25 protein-coding genes are annotated in these 24,906 nt (G+C 72.8%); 12 read left to right on the forward strand and 13 right to left on the reverse strand.

Features of this window, described 5'->3' with window-relative positions; translation table 11 throughout:
- Window positions 1-89 precede the first annotated feature (89 nt).
- From DEJ46_RS31270 to DEJ46_RS31290, 5 genes are all read left to right on the forward strand, one after another.
- Window positions 90-1,073: a Bug family tripartite tricarboxylate transporter substrate binding protein gene (locus DEJ46_RS31270; protein ID WP_150271753.1), complete on the forward strand. Its 984-nt coding sequence runs from the start codon at window positions 90-92 to the stop codon at window positions 1,071-1,073.
- On the forward strand, window positions 1,070-1,576 hold the full coding sequence (locus DEJ46_RS31275; RefSeq protein WP_150271755.1) for a tripartite tricarboxylate transporter TctB family protein: 507 nt from the start codon (window positions 1,070-1,072) through the stop codon (window positions 1,574-1,576). The genes DEJ46_RS31270 and DEJ46_RS31275 overlap by 4 nt, the downstream gene beginning before the upstream one ends.
- 3 nt (window positions 1,577-1,579) lie before the next feature.
- On the forward strand, window positions 1,580-3,076 hold the full coding sequence (locus DEJ46_RS31280; protein ID WP_150271757.1) for a tripartite tricarboxylate transporter permease: 1,497 nt from the start codon (window positions 1,580-1,582) through the stop codon (window positions 3,074-3,076).
- Window positions 3,073-3,537 carry a GNAT family N-acetyltransferase gene (locus tag DEJ46_RS31285; protein WP_150271758.1) on the forward strand — a complete coding sequence of 155 codons (465 nt, stop codon included), beginning with the start codon at window positions 3,073-3,075 and terminating at the stop codon, window positions 3,535-3,537. Before DEJ46_RS31280 ends, DEJ46_RS31285 begins: the two co-directional genes overlap by 4 nt.
- An 81-nt stretch (window positions 3,538-3,618) precedes the next feature.
- On the forward strand, window positions 3,619-4,029 hold the full coding sequence (locus tag DEJ46_RS31290) for a DUF6299 family protein (RefSeq protein ID WP_150271759.1): 411 nt from the start codon (window positions 3,619-3,621) through the stop codon (window positions 4,027-4,029).
- A gap of 4 nt (window positions 4,030-4,033) precedes the next feature.
- On the opposite strand, the gene DEJ46_RS31295 is transcribed toward DEJ46_RS31290, so the two are convergent.
- Complete coding sequence (locus DEJ46_RS31295; RefSeq protein WP_150271761.1) at window positions 4,034-4,516, reverse strand: DUF402 domain-containing protein; 483 nt, start codon at window positions 4,514-4,516, stop codon at window positions 4,034-4,036.
- The gene (locus DEJ46_RS31300; RefSeq protein WP_150271762.1) at window positions 4,497-5,420 is read right to left on the reverse strand and encodes a GNAT family N-acetyltransferase; all 924 of its coding nucleotides are present in this window, start codon (window positions 5,418-5,420) and stop codon (window positions 4,497-4,499) included. Before DEJ46_RS31300 ends, DEJ46_RS31295 begins: the two co-directional genes overlap by 20 nt.
- Window positions 5,421-5,493: 73 nt before the next feature.
- Between DEJ46_RS31300 and DEJ46_RS31305 the strand changes: the two genes are divergently transcribed.
- Window positions 5,494-5,868, forward strand: a complete 375-nt coding sequence (locus tag DEJ46_RS31305; RefSeq protein ID WP_150271764.1) for a GntR family transcriptional regulator — start codon at window positions 5,494-5,496, stop codon at window positions 5,866-5,868.
- A gap of 24 nt (window positions 5,869-5,892) precedes the next feature.
- On the opposite strand, the gene DEJ46_RS31310 is transcribed toward DEJ46_RS31305, so the two are convergent.
- The 4 genes from DEJ46_RS31310 to DEJ46_RS31325 form a co-directional block, all read right to left on the reverse strand.
- Window positions 5,893-7,011: a DUF5925 domain-containing protein gene (locus DEJ46_RS31310; RefSeq protein ID WP_150271766.1), complete on the reverse strand. Its 1,119-nt coding sequence runs from the start codon at window positions 7,009-7,011 to the stop codon at window positions 5,893-5,895.
- 86 nt (window positions 7,012-7,097) lie between these two features.
- On the reverse strand, window positions 7,098-7,862 hold the full coding sequence (locus DEJ46_RS31315) for a polysaccharide deacetylase family protein (RefSeq protein ID WP_150274918.1): 765 nt from the start codon (window positions 7,860-7,862) through the stop codon (window positions 7,098-7,100).
- 44 nt (window positions 7,863-7,906) lie between these two features.
- A complete protein-coding gene (locus DEJ46_RS31320; RefSeq protein WP_150271768.1) occupies window positions 7,907-8,938 on the reverse strand; it encodes a glycosyltransferase family 2 protein in 1,032 nt (343 codons plus the stop codon).
- Window positions 8,935-9,765 (reverse strand): glycosyltransferase family 2 protein, encoded by an 831-nt coding sequence (locus tag DEJ46_RS31325; protein WP_150271769.1) that lies wholly within the window; start codon window positions 9,763-9,765, stop codon window positions 8,935-8,937. Before DEJ46_RS31325 ends, DEJ46_RS31320 begins: the two co-directional genes overlap by 4 nt.
- 668 nt (window positions 9,766-10,433) lie before the next feature.
- On the opposite strand from DEJ46_RS31325, the gene DEJ46_RS31330 reads away from it, so the two are divergent.
- Entirely contained in the window at window positions 10,434-11,240 is an 807-nt protein-coding gene (locus DEJ46_RS31330) for an SGNH/GDSL hydrolase family protein (RefSeq protein WP_150271771.1), read from the forward strand.
- Here the strand turns inward: DEJ46_RS31330 and DEJ46_RS31335 are convergent.
- On the reverse strand, window positions 11,224-12,225 hold the full coding sequence (locus DEJ46_RS31335; RefSeq protein WP_150271773.1) for a serine/threonine-protein kinase: 1,002 nt from the start codon (window positions 12,223-12,225) through the stop codon (window positions 11,224-11,226). The two genes, DEJ46_RS31330 and DEJ46_RS31335, sit on opposite strands and share 17 nt — an antisense overlap.
- Window positions 12,226-12,548: 323 nt before the next feature.
- On the opposite strand from DEJ46_RS31335, the gene DEJ46_RS31340 reads away from it, so the two are divergent.
- Window positions 12,549-12,821 (forward strand): hypothetical protein, encoded by a 273-nt coding sequence (locus DEJ46_RS31340; RefSeq protein WP_079037679.1) that lies wholly within the window; start codon window positions 12,549-12,551, stop codon window positions 12,819-12,821.
- A gap of 155 nt (window positions 12,822-12,976) precedes the next feature.
- Here DEJ46_RS31340 and DEJ46_RS31345 read toward each other — a convergent pair whose 3' ends face one another.
- The 3 genes from DEJ46_RS31345 to DEJ46_RS31355 form a co-directional block, all read right to left on the reverse strand.
- Window positions 12,977-14,173 (reverse strand): CaiB/BaiF CoA transferase family protein, encoded by a 1,197-nt coding sequence (locus tag DEJ46_RS31345; protein ID WP_150271775.1) that lies wholly within the window; start codon window positions 14,171-14,173, stop codon window positions 12,977-12,979.
- 62 nt (window positions 14,174-14,235) lie between these two features.
- Window positions 14,236-15,012, reverse strand: coding sequence for an ABC transporter permease (locus DEJ46_RS31350; RefSeq protein WP_150271776.1), 777 nt, complete (start codon window positions 15,010-15,012; stop codon window positions 14,236-14,238).
- A complete protein-coding gene (locus tag DEJ46_RS31355) occupies window positions 15,009-15,947 on the reverse strand; it encodes an ATP-binding cassette domain-containing protein (protein ID WP_150271778.1) in 939 nt (312 codons plus the stop codon). Before DEJ46_RS31355 ends, DEJ46_RS31350 begins: the two co-directional genes overlap by 4 nt.
- Window positions 15,948-16,010: 63 nt before the next feature.
- Here DEJ46_RS31355 and DEJ46_RS31360 point away from each other — a divergent pair, with 63 nt between their 5' ends.
- Window positions 16,011-16,733: a TetR/AcrR family transcriptional regulator gene (locus DEJ46_RS31360; protein ID WP_150271780.1), complete on the forward strand. Its 723-nt coding sequence runs from the start codon at window positions 16,011-16,013 to the stop codon at window positions 16,731-16,733.
- 6 nt (window positions 16,734-16,739) lie between these two features.
- On the opposite strand, the gene DEJ46_RS31365 is transcribed toward DEJ46_RS31360, so the two are convergent.
- The 3 genes from DEJ46_RS31365 to hmgA form a co-directional block, all read right to left on the reverse strand.
- Window positions 16,740-18,047, reverse strand: a complete 1,308-nt coding sequence (locus DEJ46_RS31365; RefSeq protein WP_190622986.1) for a type ISP restriction/modification enzyme — start codon at window positions 18,045-18,047, stop codon at window positions 16,740-16,742.
- Between the two features lie 14 nt (window positions 18,048-18,061).
- Window positions 18,062-18,811 (reverse strand): GntR family transcriptional regulator, encoded by a 750-nt coding sequence (locus DEJ46_RS31370; RefSeq protein WP_150271781.1) that lies wholly within the window; start codon window positions 18,809-18,811, stop codon window positions 18,062-18,064.
- Between the two features lie 96 nt (window positions 18,812-18,907).
- A complete protein-coding gene (hmgA, locus tag DEJ46_RS31375) occupies window positions 18,908-20,221 on the reverse strand; it encodes a homogentisate 1,2-dioxygenase (RefSeq protein WP_150271783.1) in 1,314 nt (437 codons plus the stop codon).
- A gap of 166 nt (window positions 20,222-20,387) precedes the next feature.
- On the opposite strand from hmgA, the gene DEJ46_RS31380 reads away from it, so the two are divergent.
- From DEJ46_RS31380 to DEJ46_RS31390, 3 genes are read left to right on the forward strand one after another with little or no spacing between them, the layout of a single operon-like run.
- Entirely contained in the window at window positions 20,388-22,532 is a 2,145-nt protein-coding gene (locus DEJ46_RS31380; protein WP_150271785.1) for a right-handed parallel beta-helix repeat-containing protein, read from the forward strand.
- Window positions 22,529-23,407 carry a cupredoxin domain-containing protein gene (locus tag DEJ46_RS31385; RefSeq protein ID WP_223835213.1) on the forward strand — a complete coding sequence of 293 codons (879 nt, stop codon included), beginning with the start codon at window positions 22,529-22,531 and terminating at the stop codon, window positions 23,405-23,407. Before DEJ46_RS31380 ends, DEJ46_RS31385 begins: the two co-directional genes overlap by 4 nt.
- Window positions 23,404-24,672 carry a hypothetical protein gene (locus tag DEJ46_RS31390; protein WP_150271786.1) on the forward strand — a complete coding sequence of 423 codons (1,269 nt, stop codon included), beginning with the start codon at window positions 23,404-23,406 and terminating at the stop codon, window positions 24,670-24,672. Before DEJ46_RS31385 ends, DEJ46_RS31390 begins: the two co-directional genes overlap by 4 nt.
- Window positions 24,673-24,906 lie beyond the last annotated feature (234 nt).

Here is a 24,906-nt window from a genome sequence, read left to right on the forward strand (position 1 = left end):
ATTGCGGAAGAGAGACAGCTTCTTCACGTACGTGCAACATGTGGGCCACCTCACACCCCCATCTACCTCCTACCTGAGAGGCGGCACACGTGCGTCTGCGCACCCCCCTCGCTCTCCTCGGGTCGGCGCTGCTGGTCCTCGTGGGTCCGCCGCTGCTCACCACCGGCAGCGGATCCGACACCGGCACGCAGATACCCGGACTGCGCTTCATGGTCCCCAACACCCCCGGCGGCGGATACGACATCACCGCCCGTACCGCCGCCAAGAACGCCGAGGAGGCGGGCCTCACCGGCGACATCGAGGTCTTCAACCTGCCCGGCGCGGGCGGCACCGTCGGCCTCACCCGGCTCGTCGGCGAACGCGGCAACGGCCGCCTCGCCATGTCCATGGGCCTCGGCGTCGTCGGCGCCGTCCACACCAACAAGACCCCCAGGACCCTCGCCGACACCACCCCGATCGCCCGGCTCACCGAGGAGCAGGACATCGTCGTGGTCGGCAAGGACTCCCCGTACAAGACCATCCAGGAGCTGCTCGCCGCCTGGAAGAAGGACCCCGGCAAGCTGCCCGTCGGCGGCGGCTCCTCGCCCGGCGGCCCCGACCACCTCGCCCCGATGCTGATGGCCCAGGCCGCCGGGATCGCCCCGAAGGACGTCAACTACGTCCCCTTCGACGGCGGTGGCGAGCTCCTCGCCTCCATCCTCGGGAACAAGGTCGGCTTCGGCGTCTCCGGCGTCGGCGAGTACCTCGACCAGATCAAGGCGGGCGAGCTGCGCCTCCTCGCCGTCACCGGTACGAAGCGTGTCCCCGGCCTCGACGCCCCCACGCTCCGCGAGGCCGGTCTCGACACCGAGTTCACCAACTGGCGCGGCGTCGTCGCCCCGCCCGGCCTCTCCGACGCCGAGCGCGAGAAGCTCGTCGGCCTCGTGACGAAGCTCCACGACTCGCCGCAGTGGCGCGAGTCCCTGAAGACCCACGGCTGGAACGACGCCTTCCTGCCCGGCGAGGAGTTCGGCACGTTCCTCACCGCGCAGGACCGGCGCGTCGCCTCCGTCCTCAAGGAGCTCGGCCTGTGACCACGAACCTGAAGTCCTGGCTGCGGGAGCGCTCCGAGCTCGGCGTCGGCGTCCTCCTCTTCCTCCTCGGCGTCCTCGTCCTCACCGACGCCCTCACCCTCGACACCGACGTCACCGGCCGCGGCCCCGTCGGCCCCGCCACCGTCCCCCTCGTCGTCGGCTGCGGCCTCCTCGTCGTCGCCGTCCTCCTCACCGTCGACGTCCTGCGCGGCGGCCGCGGCGAGGCCGAGGCCGGCGAGGACGTCGACCTGACCGAGCCCGCCGACTGGCGCACCGTCCTGCTCCTCGCCGGGGTCTTCCTCGCCTTCGCCGTCCTCATCGGCCCCCTCGGCTTCCCCGTCGCCGGCGCCCTCCTCTTCTGGGGAGCGGCCTACGCCCTCGGCAGCCGCCACGTCCACCGCGACCCGCTCGTCGCGGCCGCCCTCTCCCTCTTCACCTACGGCGTCTTCGACAAGCTGCTCGGCGTCCCGCTGCCCGGCGGCCCGCTGATGGGAGTGATCTGAGCCATGGATTCCCTGTACTCCCTCATCGACGGCTTCGGGACCGCCCTCACCCCGATGAACCTGCTGTGGGCCGCCGTCGGCGTGCTCCTCGGCACCGCCATCGGCGTCCTGCCCGGCATCGGCCCCGCCATGGCCGTCGCCCTGCTGCTCCCGGTGACGTACGGACTCGAACCGACCGGCGCCTTCATCATGTTCGCCGGCATCTACTACGGAGCCATGTTCGGCGGCTCCACGACCTCGATCCTGCTCAACACCCCCGGCGAGAGCGCCGCCGTCGTCGCCGCCATCGAGGGCAATCCGATGGCCAAGACCGGCCGGGGCGCGCAGGCGCTCGCCGCCGCCGCCATCGGCCACTTCGCCGGCGGCATGATCGGCACGATCCTGCTCGTCGTCCTCGCCCCGACCGTCGCCGCGCTCGCCGTCGACATCGGCGCCCCGGACTACTTCGCGCTCATGGTCCTCGCCTTCATCGCGGTGACCTCCGTCCTCGGCTCCTCCCGCATCCGCGGCCTCGCCTCCCTCCTCATCGGCCTCACGATCGGCCTCGTCGGGCTCGACCAGATGACCGGCCAGCAGCGCCTCACCTTCGGCTCGCTCCAGCTCGCCGACGGCGTCGACGTGGTCATCGTCGCGGTCGGCCTCTTCGCCATCGGCGAGGCCCTGTGGGTCGCCGCGCACCTGCGCCGCACGACGGGCGAGGCCATCCCCGTGGGCCGGCCCTGGCTCGGCCGGGACGACGTGAAGCGGACCTGGAAGTCGTGGCTGCGCGGTCCGTTCATCGGCTTTCCGTTCGGCGCGATCCCAGCCGGCGGCGCCGAGATCCCCACCTTCCTCTCGTACGTCACGGAGAAGCGGCTCTCGAAGCACAGGGAGCAGTTCGGCAAGGGCGCCATCGAGGGCGTCGCCGGACCCGAGTCGGCGGCCTCCGCCTCCGCGGCGGGCACGCTCGTCTCGATGCTCACCCTCGGGCTGCCCACGACCGCCGTCGCCGCCGTGATGCTCGCCGCCTTCCAGCAGTACGGCATCCAGCCCGGCCCGCTGCTCTTCGAGCGCGAACCCGACCTGGTCTGGGGCCTGATCGCCTCGCTCTTCGTCGGCATGGTGCTGCTGCTCGCCCTCAACCTGCCGCTCGCGCCCGTCTGGGCCAAGCTGCTGCGCATACCGCGCCCGTACCTCTACGCCGGCATCCTCTTCTTCGCCGCCGTCGGCGCGTACGCGGTGGGCGGCGAGGCGCTCGACCTGGTCATCCTGCTCGTCGTCGGCCTCATCGGCCTCGGCATGCGGCGCTACGGCCTTCCGGTGCTCCCGGCCGTCATCGGCGTCATCCTCGGCCCGGCCGCCGAACAGCAGCTCCGCCGCGCCCTCCAGATCAGCGACGGCTCCCTGACGGGCCTGGTGAACACGCCGTTCTCGGTCACCGTGTACGCCGTCGTCGTGGTCCTGCTCGCCTGGCCGCTGGTGAAGCGGGTGATCATCCGCCGCCGTAACGTATCGGCATGATCCACGAGACACCCCGCCCGGCAGTCCCCTCCGACGTGCCCGCGGTGAAGGCCGTGACCGACGCGGCCTTCCACCACTACATCGACCGGATCGGTCTCGTGCCGGCGCCGATGGAGTACGACCACGCGGCGAACGTGGCCGCGGGGAGGGTGTTCGTCGTCGGTGACCCGGTGGCCGGCCTCGTCGTGGTGATCCCCGAGGCCGACCACCTCTACCTGGACGAGATCGCCGTGCACCCCGATGCCCAGGGCACCGGGCTCGGCCGCGTCCTCATGGAGTGGGTGGAGGCACGGGCGCGGGAGCTCGGCCTCCCCGAGGTGCGGCTGCTGACCAACGCGATGATGTGGGAGAACCAGAAGCTGTACGAGCGGTACGGCTACGAGGTCGTCGAGCGGCGCGTGGACGGACCGTACGATCGTATCCACTACCGAAAAGTGCTCAACTCGCCCCTGATGGGGTGAGTTTCAGACATGAAGCGGCTTGATCCGGTATCCCTGGCGGGCAGTAGTCCAACCCCCCACGCCCCGAAGGGACCCCCGCTCATGCGCGTCCGTACCGCCCTCGCCGCAGGCGCCCTGCTCGCCGTCGCCGTCGCCCCTCTCGCTCACGCGCGAGGGGTCGACGACCTGTCCGTCCACGGATACGGCACCGTCGCCGAGGACAGCACCGTCACCCTCTCCGGCACGTACCGCTGCACCGACGACAGCGCGGGCCCCGTCTTCGTGAGCTCCACCCTCCGCCAGGGGAACCTTTCCGCCGGGATCGGCGGCACCCGGGCCGTCTGCGACGGGCACCTCCGCGAGTGGGTCAACACCTCCGTCGTGAAGGACCCCGCCTACCAGCCGGGCGCCGCCCGGGTCGAGGCCACCCTCGTGCAGCTCACGGCCGACGAGTTGGGCCTCCCGACGCCCGGCTTCCTCGTGGTGGAGGAGTCGGACGTCGAGCTGCACTGACCGGCTAACGACCCAGCAGGTCGATCAGGCCCTCACGGCCGAGCACTTCGAGCTCGTCGAGGGCCACGACGGCGCGGGCCGCCGCCTCCGGGTCGGAGGCGGCGAGACCGCTCGCCTCGAACTCGTCCTCGTCGAGCCGCAGCACCTCGCTGCCGTCCGCCGACACCCACAGGTCCAGGTCCAGGTCCTCGATCACGACCCCCGAGCCGTCGATCTCGGCCGGCCGGGTGATGTCGCAGTACCAGCCCTTGAGGGTGCCGTCCGCGGACCACACCTCCTTGACCGTGTACCAGCGGTCCCGCCAGTAGTGCTCCACGAAGACGTCGCCCGGCTCGAACCGGACGAAACCGAAGTCCCGTACCCCCTCGGCGGCCCACGGGGCACGGACCGAGAGACGGCCGCCCTCCTCCGTGAGGACCTCCGCCGGGTAGCGGATCTTCGTCCGCCCCGCCTTCACCAGAGTGATCTCAAGCGACCGTCCGGACATGCCGTACCTCCACCGCGCCGATCTCGTAGCCGAACCATTTGTTGATCGCCAGCATGGGTTCGTTGCCGGCGTCGTTCCCCGTGAACGCCTCCACGCAGCCCGCGGCCCGGGCCCGGTGCAGGGAGGCGGTCTTGACGAGCTTCGCGAGACCGCGGCCGCGGAAGGCGGGCGCCGTGCCCGTCATCCCCGAGGCGTACCGGCCCAGTCCGTCGGTCTGCGCGGCGCTGAACGCGGCGGGCACCCCGTCCACCACCGCGACCGTCGTCAGCGCCCGGTCGAGGAGGGGATGGTTCCAGGTCGTCTCCAGCCAGTGCGGGTAGTCGTCCAGCTCGGCGCCCACATCACCCGGCTCGTCCGCGGTCGTCACCGCGTCCAGCTCGAAGAGGGCCCGCGGATCGGCCGCGAAGTCCTCGGCCGTCAGCAGCTCGACACCGGCCGGCGGCTCCTGGAGCGGCGGCAGTTCGACCGCCGCCAGGTCGAGCCGGAGGAAGTACGCGGAACGGCTCGGCGCGTAGCCCCGCTTCTCGGCCCACGCGCGGTTCCGCGGCTCGTCCATGACCCAGCTGTACAGCGTGTGCGCGCCCCGCTCCGCGAGGTGCTCCTCGGCGGCGCGCAGCAGCAGCGTGCCGGCGCCGAGCCCCGCGTGCGCCGGGTCCACGTACACGTTGGCGTAGCCGATGCCGGGCTCCGGCGCCTCGTACGCGATCCCCACCTGGGCCGTCCCGACGACCGCGCCGTCCTCGGACACGGCGACCAGCGGACGGTGGTGGCTGTCGGGATGGGCGTGCGCCCAGTCGAACGCGACCTGCTCGGCGGTGGCCAGCATGAAGGGAACCGCTGCTCGGCGCACGCGGGCAAAACCCTCGGCGTCCTCGGTACGTACATCACGGACGATCACAGTCATGTGGCCGCACGCTACGTGTGGATGGTGGCCGCCGCCTCCCATTTTCCCGCGGGGTGGGGGCAGAATCGGAGGGGTGACACTCACCATCGCCGTGGACCACGAATCCACCACCGCTCCCTACGAACAGCTGCGTGCCCAGATCTCGGAGCGGGCCCGGTCGGGCAGACTGCCGGTCGGATACAAGCTGCCGACGGTACGCGGGCTCGCGGAGCAGCTCGGCCTCGCCGCGAACACGGTCGCCAAGGCGTACAAGGCACTGGAGTCGGACGGGGTGATCGAGACCCGCGGCCGCCACGGGACCTTCGTCGCGGCGGCCGGCGACGCGGCGACCCGCCGCGCCGCCACCGCCGCCGCCCAGTACGCCGAGGAGGCCCGTCGCCTCGGCCTCAGCCGCGAGGCGGCGGAGGGCGCCGTGCGCGAGGCCCTGCGCGCGGCGTACGACAGCTGACCGGTCCCTGACCGCCGTTCGGCTCTACAGGTAGAGCCCCGCCCCCGCCGTACGAGGCTCCGGGAGGTCCGCCGGGGGCGTGCCGCGGCGCAGCGCGAACAGCTCCGCCAGCGTCGCGCCCTCGCGCGGCACGCCCTCCTCGTGCCCGAGCCAGGAGACCGACTCCGCCCTGGTCATGGGCCCGACCTCGATCCGGGCCAGACATCGACCGGGGCGGACGACGGCCGGGTGGAGCCGCTCCAGGTCCTCGTTGGTGGTGACCCCGACCAGGACGTTGCGCCCCTGACCGAGCAGCCCGTCCGTCAGGTTGAGCAGCCGCGACAGGGCCTGCCCCGCCGTGTGCTTCGCCTCGCCCCGGATCAGCTCGTCGCAGTCCTCCAGCAGCAGCAGCCGCCAGCGGCCCTTCGCCGTCCCCTCGTCCTCCCCGATGGCGATGTCCATCAGATAGCCGACGTCGTTGAACAACCGCTCCGGGTCCAGGACGCAGTCCACCTGGCACCACTCCCGCCAGGACCGCGCCAGCGTCCGCAGCGCGGAGGTCTTGCCCGTCCCCGGCGGCCCGTGCAGCAGCAGGAGACGGCCCGCGATCGACTCGGGGGTCACCTTCATCAGCCGGTCCATGGACTCGGCCACCGGCGCCGAGTAGTTGGGCCGCACCTCGTCCCACGTCCCGGCGCTGATCTGCCGGGTGGTGCGGTGCGGGCCGCGCCGGGGCGACACGTACCAGAACCCCATCGTCACGTTCTCCGGCTGCGGCTCCGGTTCGTCCTTCGCCCCGTCGGTCGCCTCCTTCAGGATGCGCTCCGCGAGCTCCGCGTCCACCGCGGTGACGGTGACGTCCGCGCCCCGGTTCCAGCGGGAGATCAGCAGTGTCCAGCCCTCGCCCTCGGCGAGCACGGCACTGCGGTCGTCGTCCTTCGCGGCCCGCAGCACCACGGCGCCCGCCGGAAGGAGCGTCGCCTCGGCCTTGACCCGGTCCAGGGTGGTGCTGTGCGAGTGCGGCTGCTCGCCGGTCGCGAAGCGGCCGAGGAAGAGCGCGTCGACGACGTCCGACGGCGAGTCGCTGTCGTCGAGGTTGAGCCTGATGGGCAGCGACCGCTGGGGCTCGGACGGTACCGGTGGGGTGTCAGCCATGGCGCCCATGATCCGGCAACCGGGCATTCCGTGCACCGTGTTTTGAACGGGACGTTCCCCCCGGTCGCCGGTCCGTCCGCCGGTCCGGCGGTACGTCAGATCCAGTGACCCCGTATGGCACCCCGGGCGCGTCGCACGAGCGCGTACCCCTTCGTCATGGCCCGGTCCGCCGCGAAGTTCCGGCCGATCGCCCGGCCTTCCACGAGCCGGGTGAACTCCTTGATGTCCGTCGACCGCCGCACGGTGACCCGTTCCAGGGCGTACGGCCCCTGGCAGCGGCAGGCCAGGGCGTTCCCGACGGCGAGCGCCTGGGTGAAGCCGGCCTCCCGGACCGTGCGCCGGACCCGACGGCTGGAGTATCCGTAGGGGTACGCGAAGGAGGCCGGGGCGCTCCCGAGCTCCTCGCCCACGATCTCCCGGCAGCGCAGCGTCTCGAAGCGCAGCCGCCGAGCGTCGAGCTGGTCGAGCTGCGGATGGGTGTGGCTGTGGCCGCCGATCTCCGTGCCGGCGTCGGCCAGTTCGCGGACCTGCTCCCAGTCCAGCATGGTGTCGAGCGCGCCGCCCTCGTCGTGCTTGCCGCGCAGCCAGCCGGTGGAGACGAAGACGGTGCTCGCGAAGGAGTGCCGGGCGAGCTCCGGGAGGGCGTGCCGGTGGACGCCCTCGTAGCCGTCGTCGAAGGTGATGAGGAGCGGCCGGGCGGGCAGCGGGGCGCTGGTGCGCCAGACGGCGGCGAGCGCGGCGGTCGTCAGCGGGGTGAACCCGCGCTCGGCGACCACCGCCATCTGCGCGGCGAAGGCCTCGGGGGTGACGGACAGCCCCAGGGTGGCGGGAGCGGGATCCCGGTCGACGGCGTGGTACATGAGGACGGGCACGCCCCGGGTGTACCCGTCCTCGCAATCGGTGCTCACGAGGAGGCCCTCTCGACGGCGCTCTCCTCGGTCCGTTCGATCGGGCCCCAGGAGAACGTCGGTCCGCCGCGCCGGGTCCGCAGCGTGCCGAGCGCGTAGCCGCCGGCCGCGACCGTCACGCCGGTCACGATCGCCCCGGCCCGCCCCGCGCCGCCGGACCGGCCGCGCAGTGCGTCACGCACACCGCGCAGGACCCCGGCGGGCAACACCCGCGTCGTGTAGCGCCGTTCGGACTCCAGCCCCTTCTGCGCGCCGACGCTCCGCGCGACGAGCGCCTTGGAGAGCCCCTCGGCGTACACCCGGGTACGGAAGTAGCCGAAGCGCTCGCGGGCGGCGGGCACCTTGTGGTGGATGACCGCCCGGTCGTCGATCAGCAGAACCGCCCCGGGCATCGCCTTGGCGAGCCGGATGCACAGCTCGGTCTCCTCGCAGCCGAGGGGCCGCCGGTCGCCGTCCCGGCCGATGCCGGTGGCGAAACCGCCGGCCGCGTCGAAGGCGGTGCGGCGGAAGGAGGCGTTGCCGCCGAGGACGTTGCGCACGCGGGCCCGGCCCGGGGGCAGGCCCCGGTACGTACAGCCGACGACCCAGTCGAACTCCTCGGGGAACCAGGCCGGGCGGCGGCCGGAGGCCCAGGCGGGCAGGGTCCGGCCGCCGACGGCCATGACCTCGGGTCCGTCGTAGGCTGCGGCGAAGTGGTGGAGCCAGTCCGGCTCGGCGACGGCGTCGTCGTCGAGGAAGGCCACGAACTCGCCGCGGGCGGCGGCGATTCCGGTGTTGCGGCCGGAGGAGAGGCCGCGGGGGCCCGCGTTGGCGAGCACCCGCACCTCCTCGTGGAGCCGCTCGTCCGCGTACTCCTCGGTGAGCCGTTCCCGGAGCCGCTCGTTGTGGTCGACCACGAGCAGGGTCTCCAGGGGCGGCAGCGACTGCTTCCGTACGGAGTCGACGGCGGCGAGGATGTCCTCCCACCGCTCCTCCGTGTAGACACAGATCACCACCGAGAAGCCGTGCGGGGACGTGCGGTCGTTCAAGATGCCTCTCCCCGGGGGACGTTGACCGAGAACGGGGCCGGCCGGCGGCGGGCGGCCTTGCTGACGGCCTTCTCCTTGAGGATGACCTTCAGGACCCGGATGCCGTCGCGCACGGCGTTGAGATTGCTGACGCCGTGGATGCGGTTGTATTCGTGGCTCGGCACTTCCTGCACCTTGAGGCCGGCCGTGACGACCCTGATGTTGATGAGGGTCTCGATCTCGAAGCCGGTGCAGTCGAGGGTGATCTTGTCGAGGCAGTGCCGCCAGAAGGCGTTGTAGCCGTAGCAGAGGTCGGTGTAGCGGGCGCCGAACTTGCGGTTGACGAGCGTGCAGAGTGCCCAGTTGCCGAGTCGGCGAATGGCCGTCATGTCGTCCGTGCCGCCGCCGTTGGCGAATCGCGAGCCCTTGGCGAAGTCGGCGCCGCCGACGAGGGCGGAGACATAGGAGACGATCTCCTGGCCGTCGGCCGAGCCGTCGGCGTCGACCATGACGATGATGTCGCCGGTGCAGGCGGCGAAGCCGCTGATCAGGGCGTCGCCCTTGCCCTTGCCGACCTGCTTGACGACCTTGACGTCCGGCCTGAGTTCACGGGCGACGTTCACGGTGTCGTCGGTGGAATTTCCGTCGACGAGGACGACTTCGTGGATCCATTCCGGCAGCGTCTTGAAGACGTACGGAAGATTTTCGGCCTCGTTCATCGCGGGAATGACGACACTCACCGGCGGAGTGATCGCCAAATGCGAAGTGATGGCGCGGTACTGGGCCGCTATTCGACTCGGCTCGGTCATTTCTTGGCCCGTAGTGGCCGGGCGCAGGAACGAGCTCATGGGTCCTGATTCCCTCTCGTCCGGTGGGCCGCCCACCCCTTGGGCGGTCCTATGGTGTGTCCGGTTCGAAAGGGGGGTGCTCGCCTCGCCCACGCGGCATCGACACAGGGTCGATCTCCTTGCGGGATCGGCGAGTTGGCATGACTGGCCGCGCGGTACCCGCGACCCGGCGCCCAACGAACACCGAGCACGGCACCCCCCTACCGCGCCCCGCACCGGAGCCATCGCGACGCTAGAGCCCTCCCCTGAGCCGCTTTGCTTGATGGTCCTGTGCGGGTGAGATGTACGACGGTATTGATGAATGGGACTGTATGGCAAGTCCCGGATCGGTGGCCCGCTTTTCCGCAGTTTGGCGAAGGTTCGTCGGTCAGATGCGCAACTGTCCCGGTCGGATTCGGTCAATCCGTTTGCATGTAGGGAACAGTGATGCGGGATCACGTTTCTGTGCCTTGTTGTGCGAATGTGTCGCGAAGGTGTCGCGGTCACGTTCGATCGCTTATCGGGAGCGGAAGTTCCGCTTCCTGTCATGGCCGGATCTCGACCGTCGCCGCCGGAGGTTCACCTGAGCGCCGCTGGAGTCCGGCACCAGTTTTGACATGAACACTTCCGGTCGGGCGGATCCGATGCTACTACCTGGTAACGCAGAGATCCTGCTACAGGGAGGTTCCATGAGACTGCCCCGCTTCGCGGCCCTTTCGTCCTCGCTCCTGCTCGGCGCCGTCCTCGCCCTCACCGGGGTGAGCGCGGCCCAGGCGGCCGAAACCGCCGCCCTCGACTACGTGGCGCTGGGGGACTCGTACTCCTCCGGTGTCGGTGCCGGCAGCTACGACAGCGCCAGTGGCGACTGCAAGCGCTCCACGAAGGCGTTTCCGGTGCTCTGGAAGAACGCCAACGCCCCTTCGTCCTTCGCGTTCACCGCTTGCTCCGGCGCCCGAACGGGTGATGTGACCGCCAATCAGCTCGGCCCCCTCTCGGCCGCCACGGACCTGGTCTCTCTCACGATCGGGGGAAATGACGCCGGTTTCGCCGACGTCATGACGACCTGTGTGCTGCAGTCCGAGGCCACCTGTATCAACCGCGTGAATCAGGCCAAGGCCTACGTGGACTCCACGCTGCCCGGCAAGCTCGACTCCGTCTACACGGCCATCAGGAACAAGGCGCCCGCCGCCGAGGTCGTCGTCCTCGGCTACCCGCGCTTCTACAAGCTGGGCGGCAGCTGTGTCGCCGGCCTGAGCGAGGGCGAGCGCACCGCCATCAACGGCGCCTCGGACTACCTCAACGCCGCCGTCGCCAAGCGCGCGGCCGACCACGGCTACACCTTCGCCAGCGTCGTCCCGACCTTCACCGGCCACGAGATCTGCTCCGGCTCCGCGTGGCTGCACAGCGTCAACTGGCTCAACATCGGGGAGTCCTACCACCCGACCGCGGCCGGCCAGTCGGGCGGCTACCTGCCGTCCTTCAACGGGGCGGTGTAGCGGATCCGTCCCCGGTGCCCGTCGGGCCGGGACCGGCCGGAGCGGTGCTCGTGACCCCGCCCGGACCGGGACCGGCTCCCGGCTCCCCGTCCCGCACGAGGTGGTACGTCAACGCCCCGGTGATCAGCAGGGCCCCGACCAGCCCGGCCGCGAGGACCGGGCCCCGGCGGGGCCGTGCCGATCGCCGGGGCGGCCGCGCTCCCGCGGGAGCCGGCGCCGGACCCCCGCCGCGCGCCCCCTCGTCACCCTCGCTCGCGGTCGGGGGCCTCCTCGTGGTGTCGGACTCCGCACGCGGGGACCCGCCGCCGGCCCGCGGCGCACCGCCCGGCGCCGCCCGCCGCAGCTCCCGCTCGGCCTGATCCGCCGTCAGGGCCGGCTCCGGGTCCTCGCCGAGGAGCCGCCCGATCACCGAGGCCAGCGGCCCGGGCCGGCCTCCCACGGCGGTGTCGAGGAGCGCTCCGAGGGACCGCAGCTCCGCCGCCGCGTCCGGTTCGGCCTCCGGCGGGGTGGTGATCCCCGTACCGAAGCCGGTGACGACGACCCGTCCGTCGTTGGCGAGCAGGACGTGTCCCGGGTCCACGCCCCGGTGGGGGACGCCCGCCGCGCGCGCCGCCCGGAGCGCGGCGAGGGTCTCCGCGCCGACGCGAGCGGCCTCCGGCGGGGGCAGCGGACCGCCGGCCTCCAGCGTCTCGGCCAGGCTGAGGCCGCGGACCAGCTCCATCGCGACCCACGGCCGGCCGTCCTCGGTGGCCACGCCGTGCACCCGCACCACCGACGGGTGGGAGATCCGGGCGGCCGCCCGCGCCCCGCGCTCCAGGCGCGCGTACAGCAGGGGGGCTTCGTCGGCGGGGAGTCCGGCCGGGACGCGGAGCTCCTTGAGGGCCACCTCATGGACGAGCGTCTCGTCGAGGGCGCGCCAGACCGTGCCCGTCGCCCCTTCCGCGAGGACGTCCAGCAGCCGGTAACGACCCGCGATCACCGTCATGGCTCCACGGTAACCGAGCGGTGTCCTTCCGACTCCGGTCCGTACGGCACCGCACGGTCCGGCGCGATGGAACGATCTTGGTGGCGGAGATCACACCGGTCCGCGTGGCCGGAGGTCGACGTCCTCGGTGCAGGATGGTTCGTGACGGTTCGACAGGTGTTCGAGGCCTGTCCAACTCACCCTGGAATCAGATGGATTCGCACAGTGACCGTCAACCCTCGTACGGGGGCGGTGAATCCCGTCGGCGGGATACACGGGTGTGACGGTGGAGCGATAGGGTTAACCTGCCCGGGCCGGGTGCCCTTGTACGGGTGGGGAGTGACATGGAACAGATAGCAATGCGCAGCAGGCCGCGAGTGCCTGCCATCACCTGCGGGAGCAGCGCGACGAGTTCGCGCCTCGACCGCCATCTCGCGGTGCTCGGCGGCCCCGCCGTGCCCCAGCGCGAGGTGGCCGAGGCGACGCTGCTGATGCGGGAACTGACGTCACGTATGCCGGAGGCGCCGGTGCACAGCCACCGTGGCCGCAGCGCGCGGGTCTCGCTCTTCGCACCGCTCCGCCGACTGCGCCGCTCGCTCTTCGGCGCGCGCCACTAGAGGACCGGGGGCCGGGCCGCGTACCCCGAGGCCGCCCGCCCGCTTCCGCCCGGTCTTCCGTACGACCCGCTCGCGACAACGCCGGACGTGTCCCCGCCCGTCCGGCGTTCCGTCGTGTCCTGGCCGGTCCGCCGCCCCGGTTCGTCAGGTGGGCGTCAGGCGATCACACCCGCGCTCCTGAGCTCCTTCCGCTCCGTCTCGGACACCCCGAGCTCCCCGAGGACCTCGTCCGTGTCCTGTCCGAGCGCCGGGATCCGGTCCATGCGCGGCTCCGGACCGTCCGGGAAGACGATCGGCGGCAGCAGCGAACGCAGCGGCCCGACCGGGGAGTCCACCGGCCGCCAGCGGTCCCTCGCCGTCAGCTGGGGATGGTCCGCGAGCTCCGCGACCGAGTTGAGCCGGGCGCAGGCGACACCCGCCGCGTCGAGCCGCGCCAGCGCCTCCGGGGCCGTGAGCGGGGCCAGCGCCTCAGCCACCACCGCGTCGGTCGCCGCGCGCCCGGCGACCCGCGCCGTGTTCGTCGCGAAGGCCGGGTCCTCGGCGAGCTCGGGGCGGCCGATGACCCGCTCGGCGAGCCGCCGCCACTCGCGGTCGTTCTGCACGGAGAGCAGCACCAAGCCCCCGTCGGCCGTCGGATAGGCGTCGTACGGGGCGATCACCGCGTGCGCGAGCCCCGTTCGCGCCGGGCTCGTGCCTCCGTGCGACCCGTGGTGCAACGGATGCCCCATCCACTCGGCCAGTGAGTCGAGCAGGGAGACCTCCACCGGGCCGCCGCGCCCGGTCGTGCCGCGCCGGACGAGTGCGGCGAGGACGCCCGAGAAGGCGTACATCCCGGCGGCGATGTCGGCCGCCGGGATCCCCGACTTGACCGGCTGGTCCGGCGTGCCGGTCACCGAGACGAGCCCCGCCTCGCACTGCACGAGCATGTCGTACGCCCGCTTGTGCGCGTACGGACCCGCCGCCCCGTACCCCGAGACGTCCACGGCGATCAGCCGCGGGTGCGCGGCGCACAGCGTGGCGGCGTCGAGGCCGAGTCGGGCCGCGGCGCCCTGCGCCAGGTTCTGTACGAAGACGTCGGCGCCGGCCACCAGGCGCCGGGCGAGCGCCAGACCCCGGGGGTCTTTGAGATCGACCGCCACCGACTCCTTGCCGCGGTTGCACCACACGAAGTGCGAGGCGAGGCCGCGGGCGGCCGTGTCGTACCCCCGGGCGAAGTCCCCGCCGTCGGGGCGCTCGATCTTGACGACACGGGCGCCGAGGTCCGCGAGCTGCCGGGTGGCGAAGGGGGCGGCGACGGCCTGCTCGACGGCGACGACCGTGATCCCTTCGAGGGGGAGTGGCTGAGTGCTCATGACAGCCCTGCCTACCCTGCCGGGCCCTCCTTGTCATCAGGGGCTACGTCACCCCGGCCCGGTCAGCGGCGGGCATAGCGGCGGACCGCGAGCGGGGCGAAGAGCGCGATCAGGGCGAGCGACCAGAGCAGCGCCCCCGCCACCGGGTGCGCCACCGGCCAGGCCGCGTCCGCCGGTACGGGCGCGTTGCCGAAGAGCTTCCGTACCGCCGCCGTGACCGCCGAGATCGGGTTCCACTCGGCGACGGTCCGCAGCCAGCCCGGCATGCCCTCCGTCGGGATGTACGCGTTGGAGAGCAGCGGCAGCATGAAGGTGGCGCTGCCCAGCTGGCCCGCCGCCTCCTCGCTCTGCGAGGCGAGGCCGAGCAGGATGCCGATCCAGGTCGTCGCGAAGCGGAAAAGGAGCAGCAGGCCGAAGGCGCCCAGGGCCTCCAGGGCCGTGCCCTCGATCCGCCAGCCCATGGCGAGTCCGACGAGGATCAGCGGGACCGTGCCGACCGCGCTCGCCACCAGGTCGGCGAGGGCCTGCCCGAGGGGGACCGCGGCCCGGCTCACGGGCAGGGTCCGGAAGCGGTCCATGACGCCCCGGTGCGAGTCCTGGGCGGCCTGGAACATGCCCGTCATCAGGCCGCCGGCCGCCGTCGCCACGAGGATGCCGGGGACCAGGTAGGCCCGGTACTCGGCGCCCGGCATGGCGAGCGCGCTGCCGAAGACGTACCCGAAGAAGAGGAGGAAGACGATCGGCATCGTCTGGGTCATGACGGTGATGGCCGGGGCGTGCCGGATCCGCTGGAGATGGCGGCCGAGAACGGCGGTCCCGTCGTGCACGAGCGCGCTCACGCTGCGGGCTCCTTCCGGGCGGTGAGGCGCAGGAACACCTCGTCGAGGGTGGGCGGACGCAGGGACGCGTCGACGATGTGGACCCCGGCGGCGTCGATCTCGCGGACGAGCCGGGGGAGGGTGAGGGTGGTGTCCGCGGTCACCGCGCCGACCGTGCGCCGCTCGGCGTCCAGGAGCGGGGCCGAGCCGGTGAGCCGGTCGAGGACGGCGGCGGCCGCCTCCAGGAGCGCGGGGTCGGCGACGACGACCTCGGCGTGGTGGCCGATGAGCGCCTTGAGCTCGGCGGGTGTGCCGCGCTGGGCGACCCGCCCGTCGTCGATCAGGACGATGTCGTCGGCGAGCCGGTCGGCCTCCTCCAGGTACTGGGTGGTCAGCAGGACGGTGGTGCCCTCGGCCGCCAACTCCCTTACGACGTCCCAGATGCCGTTCCGGCTGTACGGGTCGAGGCCGGTCGTCGGCTCGTCGAGGAAGAGGACCTCGGGCCGGACGAGGAGGCTCGCGGCCAGGTCGAGGCGGCGCCGCATCCCGCCCGAGTAGGTGTGTGCGGGCCGGTCTGCCGCGGCGGTCAGGCCGAACCGCTCCAGGAGTTCGCCGGCGCGGGAGCGCGGGGCGCGCAGCAGCCGGGCGAAGAGCCTGAGGTTCTCGGCTCCGGTCAGGTCGCCGTCGACGGAGGCGTACTGGCCGGTGACCGCGATCTTGCCGCGGACGCCCGCCGGGTCGCGCACCACGTCGTGCCCGGCGACCCGCGCGCTGCCCGCGTCGGGCGCGACCAGCGTCGTCAGGACCCGGACGGCGGTGGTCTTGCCGGCGCCGTTGGGGCCGAGGACGCCGCAGACCGTGCCCTCGGGGACGGCCAGGTCGAGCCCGCGCAGTGCGTGGACCTCGCCGTATCGCTTCCGCAGACCCTCACTAAGTACAGCGTACGTAGTCGTCATGGCGCGACCATACCCCACTACGTACGGTGTACGTAACTACGATGGGGGTCGAGGTGATGATCCATGGCGGGCCGAGCGGCCGAACCGGAAGTGATCTGGGCACGGCCCGAGCGCGCGGGCCGCGGCCCCAAACCGGCCTACAGCCGGAGCGACATCGTGGCCGCCGCCGTCCGTGTCGCCGACGCCGACGGCATCGACGCGGTCTCGATGCGCCGCCTCGCGGGCGACATCGGCTGCGGCACGATGTCGCTCTACAACTACGTCCCGCGCAAGGAGGACCTGTACGAGCTGATGGTGGACGCCGTCAGCGCCGAGTACGAACTCTCCGACCCGCTCGGCACGTCCGCTGGCGACTGGCGCGCGGACATGATCGACATGGGCCGGCAGGCGCGCGGGATCCTGCACCGCCACCCCTGGGTGATCCGCCTGATGACCACCGGCTACGCCTACGGCCCGAACGCCCTGCGGTTCCTGGAGCACTGCCTCGGCTGCCTGGACGGCCTCGACCTGCCGGGCGGCGCCAAGATGGAACTGATCGCGAGCGTCAACGGCACCGTGATGACCATCGTCGCCAACGAGATCGCCCTCGCCGAGCGCGCCCGCTCCCTGCCCTGGTCCGGAGAGCAGGAGCAGGCCGTCCGCGGCGCCTATCTGATGCGGCAGCTCGCCGGCGGCGGCTACCCCCGGCTGGCGGCGGTCCTGGCCTCGGCCGGGGCCGAGCCCCCCGACCCCGAGGAGATCTTCGAGCGGACGCTGGGGCGGGTGCTCGACTCGTTCGTCCCCTAGGAGCCGCTACAGCAGGGCGAACTGGCCCTCCGGCCCCTCCTCCTGATGGTCCAGTACGGACGCGGGGCGGCGGGCCCGGTCCGGCACCGGCAGCACCCCGGCCGCCCGCAGCTCCTCCCGGGTCGCCGCTCCGGCCGCCGCGAAGGCGGCGCGCTCCGGCTCCCGCGCGCCGAGCAGCGCCAGGACCGTGACCAGGTCGAGCAGCTCCGAGGTCCACTCCTGGGGCCAGCCGGCCGGGCCGATCGCCTCCAGCGAGCCCGGCTCCGCCGGCGCGGTCCGGTGCGCGAACCACTGCTCCAGGACGCGCACCCCGCCGACCCGGAACTCCCAGGCCTCCGGTGGTACGGGGGAGATCCGGCCCTCACCGAGGAGCAGGGCCTCCTCGTCGGCGTCGTACGTCACCGCCTCGGGCCGCGCGGGGACCGCGGCCCGCACATAGGGTCGGCGCCCGCCCGGCTGCCTGGGCTTCGACCCGCTCAGCGCGCCCCGCAGCTGCACGTCGGCGAGCTCCCGGCCGAGTGCCACGCCCGCCGCCCAGACCTCCGGGCCCGCGGGGAGCGGTACGCGGCAGCCCGCGGGGGAGGGGAGGGCCGCCGCCAGCGTCCAGGCGAGCCACTCCAGGGCGTCGACCTCGTGCCCGTACCGGCGGGTGAGGAAGGGCAGCAGGCCCGGCGCGAGATTGGGCTCCCGGCCGCCCGGGCGCCGGAAGAGAGGGCGGATCCGGCCGGGGCGGCCAGCCGGGGAGCGGCCCTCGGGAAGGGCGGCCGTCACCAGGAGCGCGGGGCCGGCCGCTCCGTGACCTGCCGCTCCGGGAACGGCTTTCCCGGGGCCGGCCGGCCCGGGGACGTACGCCTGCTCGACGGCGAAGATCTGCGGCTCCCCGGCGACCCGCCACAGCTCGGGGCGCGCGGTGTCGATGAGCCGGTGGTCGGGGAGCAGCCACTGCTCGTCGAACGGCCGGTGCGCGAAGCGCACCGGCTGCGGGCACGGGCCCGGCTCGCGGGCGAAGCGCGCGGTCCCGGTGCGCTGGCCGGGCAGGGCCGCCACCGCGCTCGACGGTGTCCGCGCCCGGCTCGGGCGGAAGAGCGCCTCGCGCTCGGCCCCCTCGGCGGCGGTCAGCCGGTCCCAGCGGGCCCGCAGGGTCCGCACGTCCGGCGCCACGATCCAGGACCGCCCGAAGCGGAGCGGCGCGACGGACCACGGCATGAGGTCGTCGAGGAGGGGCAGGTCGTCGAGCGCGGGTACGTCGTGTTCCGTACCGGCGTCGTCCCTGCTGGCGTCTTCCGCACCGGAGGCTTCCGTCACGCCCCGCATGCTAGCCAGCGCCGTCAGTGCGCCTCCACCGTGACGGTGAAGGAGAAGCGGTCGCCGCGGTACCGGATGCGGGCCACGTCGACGACCCTGCCGTCCTCGTCGTAGGTCACACCGGTGTAGTGGAGGATCGGCGAGAGCAGCGGGACCTGGAGCAGGCCCGCCGTCTCCGGGTCGGCGAGGCGCGCCTCGACCGTGTCCGTGATGCGGCTGATCCGCACCCCGACCACGTCCCGCAGCACCTTCGTCATCGGCCAGCGCTCCAGGTCGGCCGGGTCGATCGAGGCCGCGAGCTCGGGGCGTACCGCATTCTCCACCCAGTTGGTCGGCTCGCCGGTCTCCCCGTCGCGGCGCAGCCGCCGGTACGCCACGACCTCCGGCACGTCAGGGAAGTACTCGGCGAGCTCGCCCGGCACCGGCTCCGCGCCGTGCCCGAGGACCGTCGTCCGCTCGCCCGACTGCTGGGCCACGATCGCGTCGATCGAGCCGAGCAGCCGGCGCGGGGTGGAGCGGCGGGCGCCCGGCTCGATGAAGGTGCCGCGCCGCCGGTGCCGGCTGATCAGGCCCTCCTCCTCCAGCTCCTTGAGGGCCTGGCGCATGGTCAGCACGCTCACGCCGTAGTGGGCGGCGAGCTGCTCCTCGGTGGGCAGCCGCAGCGAGGCGTCGGGCGTGCGGCCCAGTATCGAGGCGCGCAACGACTGCGAGACCTGATACCAGAGCGGCAGCTTGCGGTTCAGGACCAGCGAGTCGGGGGCGAAGGCGGTCACGTGTTCTCCGTACGACGGCTAGGGCCTGCTCGGCGGACAGGGTCGGACCCCGGCCATGATCTGCCGAACAGGGCCTAAGGGCTTACGGCCGGGACACTACGGCCGGAAGTGGCGCTCAAGACCCTGCCATACGTCGTCGTACCCCTTCTGCAGATGGTCGGCGTTCGCGGCCTGCGCGGTCGCGGTCACCGGCCAGCGGGTCTCGAACATGAAAGCGAGGCCGTCGTCGATCTTCTGCGGCTTCAGCTCCGCGGCGCTGGCCTTGTCGAAGGTCTCCCGGTCGGGGCCGTGCGCGGACATCATGTTGTGCAGCGAGCCGCCGCCGGGCACGAAGCCCTCGGCCTTGGCGTCGTAGGCGCCCTCGATCAGGCCCATGTACTCGCTCATCACGTTGCGGTGGAAGTACGGCGGACGGAAGGTGTCCTCGCCGACGAGCCAGCGCGGGGCGAAGACGACGAAGTCGACGCCCGCGAGCCCCGGGGTGTCCGAGGGCGCGGTGAGGACCGTGAAGATCGACGGGTCGGGGTGGTCGTAGGAGATCGTTCCGATGACGTTGAAACGGCGCAGGTCGTAGACGTACGGGGTGTGGTTGCCGTGCCAGGCGACGACGTCCAGCGGGGAGTGGCCGTAGGTCGCGGACCAGAGGTGGCCGCAGTACTTGTTGACCACCTCGACCGGACCCTCGACGTCCTCGTAGGCGGCGACGGGAGCACGGAAGTCGCGGGCGTTGGCCAGGCCGTTGGCGCCGATCGGGCCGAGGTCGGGGAGCTGGAAGGGCGCCCCGTAGTTCTCGCAGACATAGCCGCGGGCGGTCTCGTCGAGCAGCTCGACGCGGAAGCGGACGCCGCGGGGGATCAGCGCGACCTCGCCGGGGTGGGCGGCGAGCAGGCCCAGCTCCGTGCGGAGCAGCAGGCCGCCGCGCTCGGGGACGATCAGCAGCTCGCCGTCGGAGTCGCCGAAGACCCGCTCCATGGAGGCATTGGCGTGGTAGAGGTGCACGGCCATGCCGGTGCGCTGGGTCGCGTCGCCGTTGCCGCCGAGGGTCCACAGGCCGGCGAGCCAGTCGGTGCCCGGGGCGGGCTCGGGCAGCGGGTTCCAGCGGAGCCGGTTGGGGTCGGGCACGGTCTCGGTGAAGGGGGCCCCGCGCAGTGTGCCGTCGTCGGTCCGGGTGAACGGCGGGTGCGCGGCCGAGGGGCGGATCCGGTAGAGCCAGGAGCGGCGGTTGTGCGCCCGCGGCTCGGTGAAGGCGCTGCCGCTGAGCTGCTCGGCGTAGAGGCCGAGAGGTGCGCGCTGCGGCGAGTTGCGGCCGTGCGGCAGTGCGCCGGGGACCGCCTCCGAGCTGTGCTCGTTGCCGAAACCGCTGCTGTAGGTGAGCGCCTCGGCCGTCTTCCTGGCCTGCTCCGTGGTCATCGCCCGCTCCTGTCCTGAGCCCGCAAGGGAATCCTATGGATGACCGTAGGATTCCGCGGCGCTCCCGTCAACGGGGGCGTGGCGGGAGGTGTTCCGGATCGGCCCCCTGGATTGGTGCCTGCGCGAGGGGGGCAGAAAAGATGAACAATGCTCTACTCTCACGCGCATGTCCTGGACCCGAAGATTCGTCCTCGCCCTCTCGGTCGTGCTCGCGGCCCTCGCCGGAGCCCTGCTCACCGCCCCCGGGGCCCAGGCCCACGAGGAGCGGCCCGTCACCTTCCCCGACGGCTCCGGCACCGTCCCGAAGCCCCGCTCGGGCGAACCCGACCTCCTCGTCTGCAAGACCGACCGCGCCGACTTCGCGCGCCGGACATCCGCTTTCCCGGCCGCGCTCAAGGCCCGCAACCTCGCCCTCCTCGACCGCTGCGCGCGCGAGGGCTACCGCCACCTCCAGGAGGCCGTCGACGCCGTCGACCGGCCCGGGATGACGATCGCGGTCCTCCCCGGCCTCTACGAGGAGGAGCCCTCACTGCCCAGGCCCACCGGCGCGTGCGCCGCGCTCAAGGCCCCGAACTCCTCGTTCGGCTACCAGATCCTCAGCTACGAGCAGCAGCGGCAGTGCCCGCACAACCAGAACCTGGTCGCGATCCTCGGCAAGAAGGACCTCCAGATCGAGGGCACCGGCTCCTCCCGCCTCGACGTCGTCTTCGACGCCAAGTACCAGAAGCTCAACGGCATCCGGGCCGACCAGTCCGACGGCGTCTACTTCCGCAACTTCACCGCCCAGCGCACCACCTTCAACTCGCTGTACGTGCTGGCCACCGACGGCTTCGTCATCGACGACGTCCTCACCCGCTGGAACGACGAGTACGGCTTCCTCACCTTCGCCTCCGACCACGGCCTCTACAAGAACTGCGAGTCGTACGGAAACGGCGACTCCGGCATCTACCCCGGCTCGGCCTCGAACATCAACGAGGGCCGCGGCTACGACGTGCCCCGCTACTCCATCGAGATCACCGGCTGCCGCAGCCACCACAACATGGTCGGCTACTCCGGCACCGCCGGGGACTCGGTCTGGGTCCACGACAACGAGTTCGACCACAACATGGGCGGCGCCTCCATGGACTCCGCCTTCCCCGGTCACCCCGGACTTCCCCAGAACCACGCCCGCTTCGAACGCAACCTGATCCACGACAACAACCAGAACTACTACCGGTACGTCGCCGACGGCACCTGCGCCAAGCCGCCCGTCGAGCGCGGCTACGAACGGGGCGTCGTCTGCCCCCAGATCTCCATGCCGCCCGGCACCGGCATCATCACCGCCGGCGGCAACTGGAACCTCTACGAGGACAACTGGGTGTACGGCCACCAGCGCACCGCCTTCTACCTGAACGCCGTGCCCGCCTTCATCCGCGGCGAGTCCGCCTGGGCCAAGCAGTTCGACACCTCCCACCACAACCGCTACGCCGGCAACCGCCTCGGCGTCGACAAGGCCGGCAACTCCCGCCCCAACCGCACCGACGTCTGGTGGGACGGCCAGGGCAGCGGCAACTGCTGGCAGAGCGACGCCGGCGCCGCCAGCCCCGGAGCCCTGCCCGGCTGCGGGGAACGCCGCGGCGACGTCTCCGGCGACACCGACCGCATCGTCGGCGAACCCGTCAAGCTCGCCCAGCTCCTCGTCTGCGCCGACTACAACGTCCAGGCGCGCCGCCTCCCGGCCGGCTGCGACTGGTACGGCGCCCGCGGCCTCCAGCGCGTCGAGACCCAGATCGCCCTCGGCAGCGCCCTCGTCCTCGCCCTGACCGGCACCGCCCTGTGGTGGCGCCGCCTGCGCGGCCACCGGCTCGCGGGCCTGGCCACCCTCGCCGGCCTCGCCGGCCTGACCCTCGACGTGGCCGGCTCCACCCTCGCCCTCACCCCGACCGTCGTCCCGGCCCTCGCGCTGCTCCTCATGGGCGTGTGGTGGACCCTCGTCGGCCTCGCCCTGCGGCCCGCCCGCCCCGTCTTCGCCTGGACCACGGTCGCCCTCGGCGCCCTCACCCTGCTCGACGCCTTCGACAAGGCGGTCCTGATGGTCCCGGGCATTCCCCTCAGCCCCGCCTGGTTCCGGCTGCTCCTCGGGGTCGTCTGGGTCCTCTGGGCGGTGATCGCGGCAGGCACCCGCACCCCGCCGACCGCCCCCGCCGCCGACTCCGGCTCCGGCGCCGACCCTGCCACCGATTCCGGTACCGCCGCCGACTCCCACCCCGGACCGGAGCCGGAGCCCACCCCCGCCGGTGAGGCCCGGCCCCGCGAGGAGGGGGCGGCGTGACACCCGCGACGCAGCCGCGTGGGTCGGCGCCGTCCCTCCTCTCCCCGGCGCTCGTCCTGGCCGCCGCACTGTCCCTCGCGGGCTGCGGCGGCCCGGCCGCCACCCACCACAAGCCCGGCACCACCCACGAGGAGGCCTCCGGGAGCAGCGGCACCCTCCTCCCCGCCCGCGACGAGTCCGGCCACCGCCTGCGGGAGGTCCCCGCGGCGACCGCGCCCACCGTCCGGGTCGAGGCCAGGCCCGACACGGAGGGCGGCTGGAACATCCGCCTCACGGTGGAGAGGTTCCGCTTCACCCCGGACAGCACCGGCGGCGCCGCCCTCCCCGGCCGCGGCCACGCCCGCCTCGTGAGCGACGGCCGGGAGACCGCCCGCCTGTACGGCGACTGGGGACACGTACCGCCCGGCGTCCGCACCCTGACCGTCCGCCTCCACGCCGACGACCACACGGTCTGGGCCGTCGCCGGCGCCCCCGTCCAGGCCACCGTCCGCCTGGACGACGCCCCCGCCACCTCGGCCCCGCCGAGCCCCCGACCGTCCGGCACGGCCACCGCCACGGCCACCGCCACCGGCGCCGCGACCACCGCGCCGCCGACTCCCCGGCCGTCCGAGACCGGTCGTACCGTCACCCTCACCATCACCGGCAAGACCGTCGAACCACCCCCTTCCCGCATCGAGTTGAAGAAGGGTGAGCACCTCACCCTCCGCGTCACCGGCGACCGCGCCGACACCCTCCACGTCCACGGCTACGACCGCGAAGTCCCCCTCTCGCCCGGCGTCCCCGCCAGCCTCAGCCTCACCGCGGACCGGACCGGTCTCTTCGAGGTCGAGACCCACGAGTCCGGACTCCTCCTCACCCAACTCGTCGTCCGGTGACCGGCGTCCCGCTGGCCCACGGCGTCGGCTCCCGGCACGACCTCCCCCTCTCACCCTTCTACGCCTACGCCGGCGCCTTCACCGCACTCCTCGTCTCCTTCCTCGCCCTCGGGCTGCTCTGGTCCACCTCCCGCTTCCGGGGCGACCTGGCCGGACGCCCCTTCCCCGCGGCCCTCCAGCGGGTGGCCGACGCGCCGGCCACCCGCACCACCCTCCGGCTCCTGGGCGCCGCCGTCGCCCTGCTCTTCCTCGCCCACCTCCTCCTCGGCCCCGACGACCCGGACCGCAACCCCGCGCCCGGCGCCCTCTACGTCCTCCTCTGGGTCGGCCTCGTCCCCGCCTCCCTCCTCCTCGGCCCCGTCTGGCGCCTCCTCAACCCGCTCCGCACCCTCCACGCCCTCCGCCCGCCACGGAACCCGCGTCCGGTGCCCGCCGCCGTCGGCATCCGTCCCGCCGCCGCCGGGCTCCTCCTCTTCACCTGGCTCGAACTCGTCGCCCCCGACAACACCTCCACCAGCACCCTCCTCGTCGCCCTCGCCGTCCACGCCGGCGTCCAGCTCCTCGGCGCCGCCCACTACGGCGACCGCTGGTTCGCCCACGCCGACCCCTTCGAGGTCTACTCCTCCCTCCTCGCCCGCCTCTCACCGCTCGGCCGCCGCGCCGACGGCCGCCTGGTCCTGCGCTCCCCCTTCCACGGCCTCGACTCCACCCCGCAGACCCCCGGTCTCGTCGCCACCGTCTGCGTCCTCCTCGGCTCCACCGCCTACGACGGCCTCTCCGACAACCCCCGCTGGATCACCACCCTCCAGACCTCCTCCCTCGGCCCCACCGTCACCGCCACGCTCGGCCTCCTCGCCGTCGTCGCCCTCGCCGCCACCCTCTACGGCCTCTGCGCGGGCGCCCTCCGCCTCATGGACCGGTCCCTCACCACACCTCTCACCTCCTTCGCCCGCTCCCTCCTGCCCATCGCCCTCGGCTACCTCGTCGCCCACTACTTCTCGCTCTTCGTCACCGAAGGGACACGTACAGTCATCATGGCAGCGGGCACTGACAACGCCTCCTCGCCCGCCTCACCACTGGGTCCCGGCGGCCTCGCGACCCTCCAGGTCGCCGCGATCGTCACCGGTCACGTCCTCGGTGTCGTCGCCGCCCACGACCGCTCCGTCCGGCTCTTCCCGCCCGCCCGGGCCGTCGCGGGCCAACTGCCGCTGTTCCTGCTGATGATCGCGTACACCCTCGGCGGCATCGGACTGCTCATCGCCTGACCCCCCGACGTCGGAGAACCGTCAGTAACCCTCTTGAACAAGGGGGTTGGGCTGAGGTTATGGTGATCACCGCGCGCCCGGCGGAGCCTGACCACTCCACCACGGCGCGCACATCACCGGCGGCCGGGGGGACAGTGCCGCCACGGGGAGGAACGGACCCGCCGTGCCGCGACACCGGCTCGTCGTACCCGGATCACCGGGACGCCGATCCGTCGTGCCCGCCTGATCCGCGCG

Source organism: Streptomyces venezuelae (assembly GCF_008642375.1).
GTDB lineage: Bacteria > Actinomycetota > Actinomycetes > Streptomycetales > Streptomycetaceae > Streptomyces > Streptomyces venezuelae_G.

Bases quoted from the DNA above. Each gene is read 5' to 3' on its own strand.
- DEJ46_RS31315 (WP_150274918.1), bottom strand. From the start codon at position 7,862: ATGTACCACGCCGTCGACCGGGATCCCGCTCCCGCCACCCTGGGGCTG.
- DEJ46_RS31295 (WP_150271761.1), bottom strand. From the start codon at position 4,516: ATGTCCGGACGGTCGCTTGAGATCACTCTGGTGAAGGCGGGGCGGACG.
- DEJ46_RS31380 (WP_150271785.1), top strand. From the start codon at position 20,388: ATGTCCTGGACCCGAAGATTCGTCCTCGCCCTCTCGGTCGTGCTCGCG.
- DEJ46_RS31280 (WP_150271757.1), top strand. From the start codon at position 1,580: ATGGATTCCCTGTACTCCCTCATCGACGGCTTCGGGACCGCCCTCACC.
- DEJ46_RS31365 (WP_190622986.1), bottom strand. From the start codon at position 18,047: ATGCGGGGCGTGACGGAAGCCTCCGGTGCGGAAGACGCCAGCAGGGAC.
- DEJ46_RS31355 (WP_150271778.1), bottom strand. From the start codon at position 15,947: ATGACGACTACGTACGCTGTACTTAGTGAGGGTCTGCGGAAGCGATAC.
- DEJ46_RS31335 (WP_150271773.1), bottom strand. From the start codon at position 12,225: ATGACGGTGATCGCGGGTCGTTACCGGCTGCTGGACGTCCTCGCGGAA.
- DEJ46_RS31340 (WP_079037679.1), top strand. From the start codon at position 12,549: ATGGAACAGATAGCAATGCGCAGCAGGCCGCGAGTGCCTGCCATCACC.
- DEJ46_RS31290 (WP_150271759.1), top strand. From the start codon at position 3,619: ATGCGCGTCCGTACCGCCCTCGCCGCAGGCGCCCTGCTCGCCGTCGCC.
- DEJ46_RS31360 (WP_150271780.1), top strand. From the start codon at position 16,011: ATGGCGGGCCGAGCGGCCGAACCGGAAGTGATCTGGGCACGGCCCGAG.
- DEJ46_RS31345 (WP_150271775.1), bottom strand. From the start codon at position 14,173: ATGAGCACTCAGCCACTCCCCCTCGAAGGGATCACGGTCGTCGCCGTC.
- DEJ46_RS31300 (WP_150271762.1), bottom strand. From the start codon at position 5,420: ATGACTGTGATCGTCCGTGATGTACGTACCGAGGACGCCGAGGGTTTT.
- DEJ46_RS31285 (WP_150271758.1), top strand. From the start codon at position 3,073: ATGATCCACGAGACACCCCGCCCGGCAGTCCCCTCCGACGTGCCCGCG.
- DEJ46_RS31310 (WP_150271766.1), bottom strand. From the start codon at position 7,011: ATGGGCGCCATGGCTGACACCCCACCGGTACCGTCCGAGCCCCAGCGG.
- DEJ46_RS31330 (WP_150271771.1), top strand. From the start codon at position 10,434: ATGAGACTGCCCCGCTTCGCGGCCCTTTCGTCCTCGCTCCTGCTCGGC.
- DEJ46_RS31325 (WP_150271769.1), bottom strand. From the start codon at position 9,765: ATGAGCTCGTTCCTGCGCCCGGCCACTACGGGCCAAGAAATGACCGAG.
- hmgA (WP_150271783.1), bottom strand. From the start codon at position 20,221: ATGACCACGGAGCAGGCCAGGAAGACGGCCGAGGCGCTCACCTACAGC.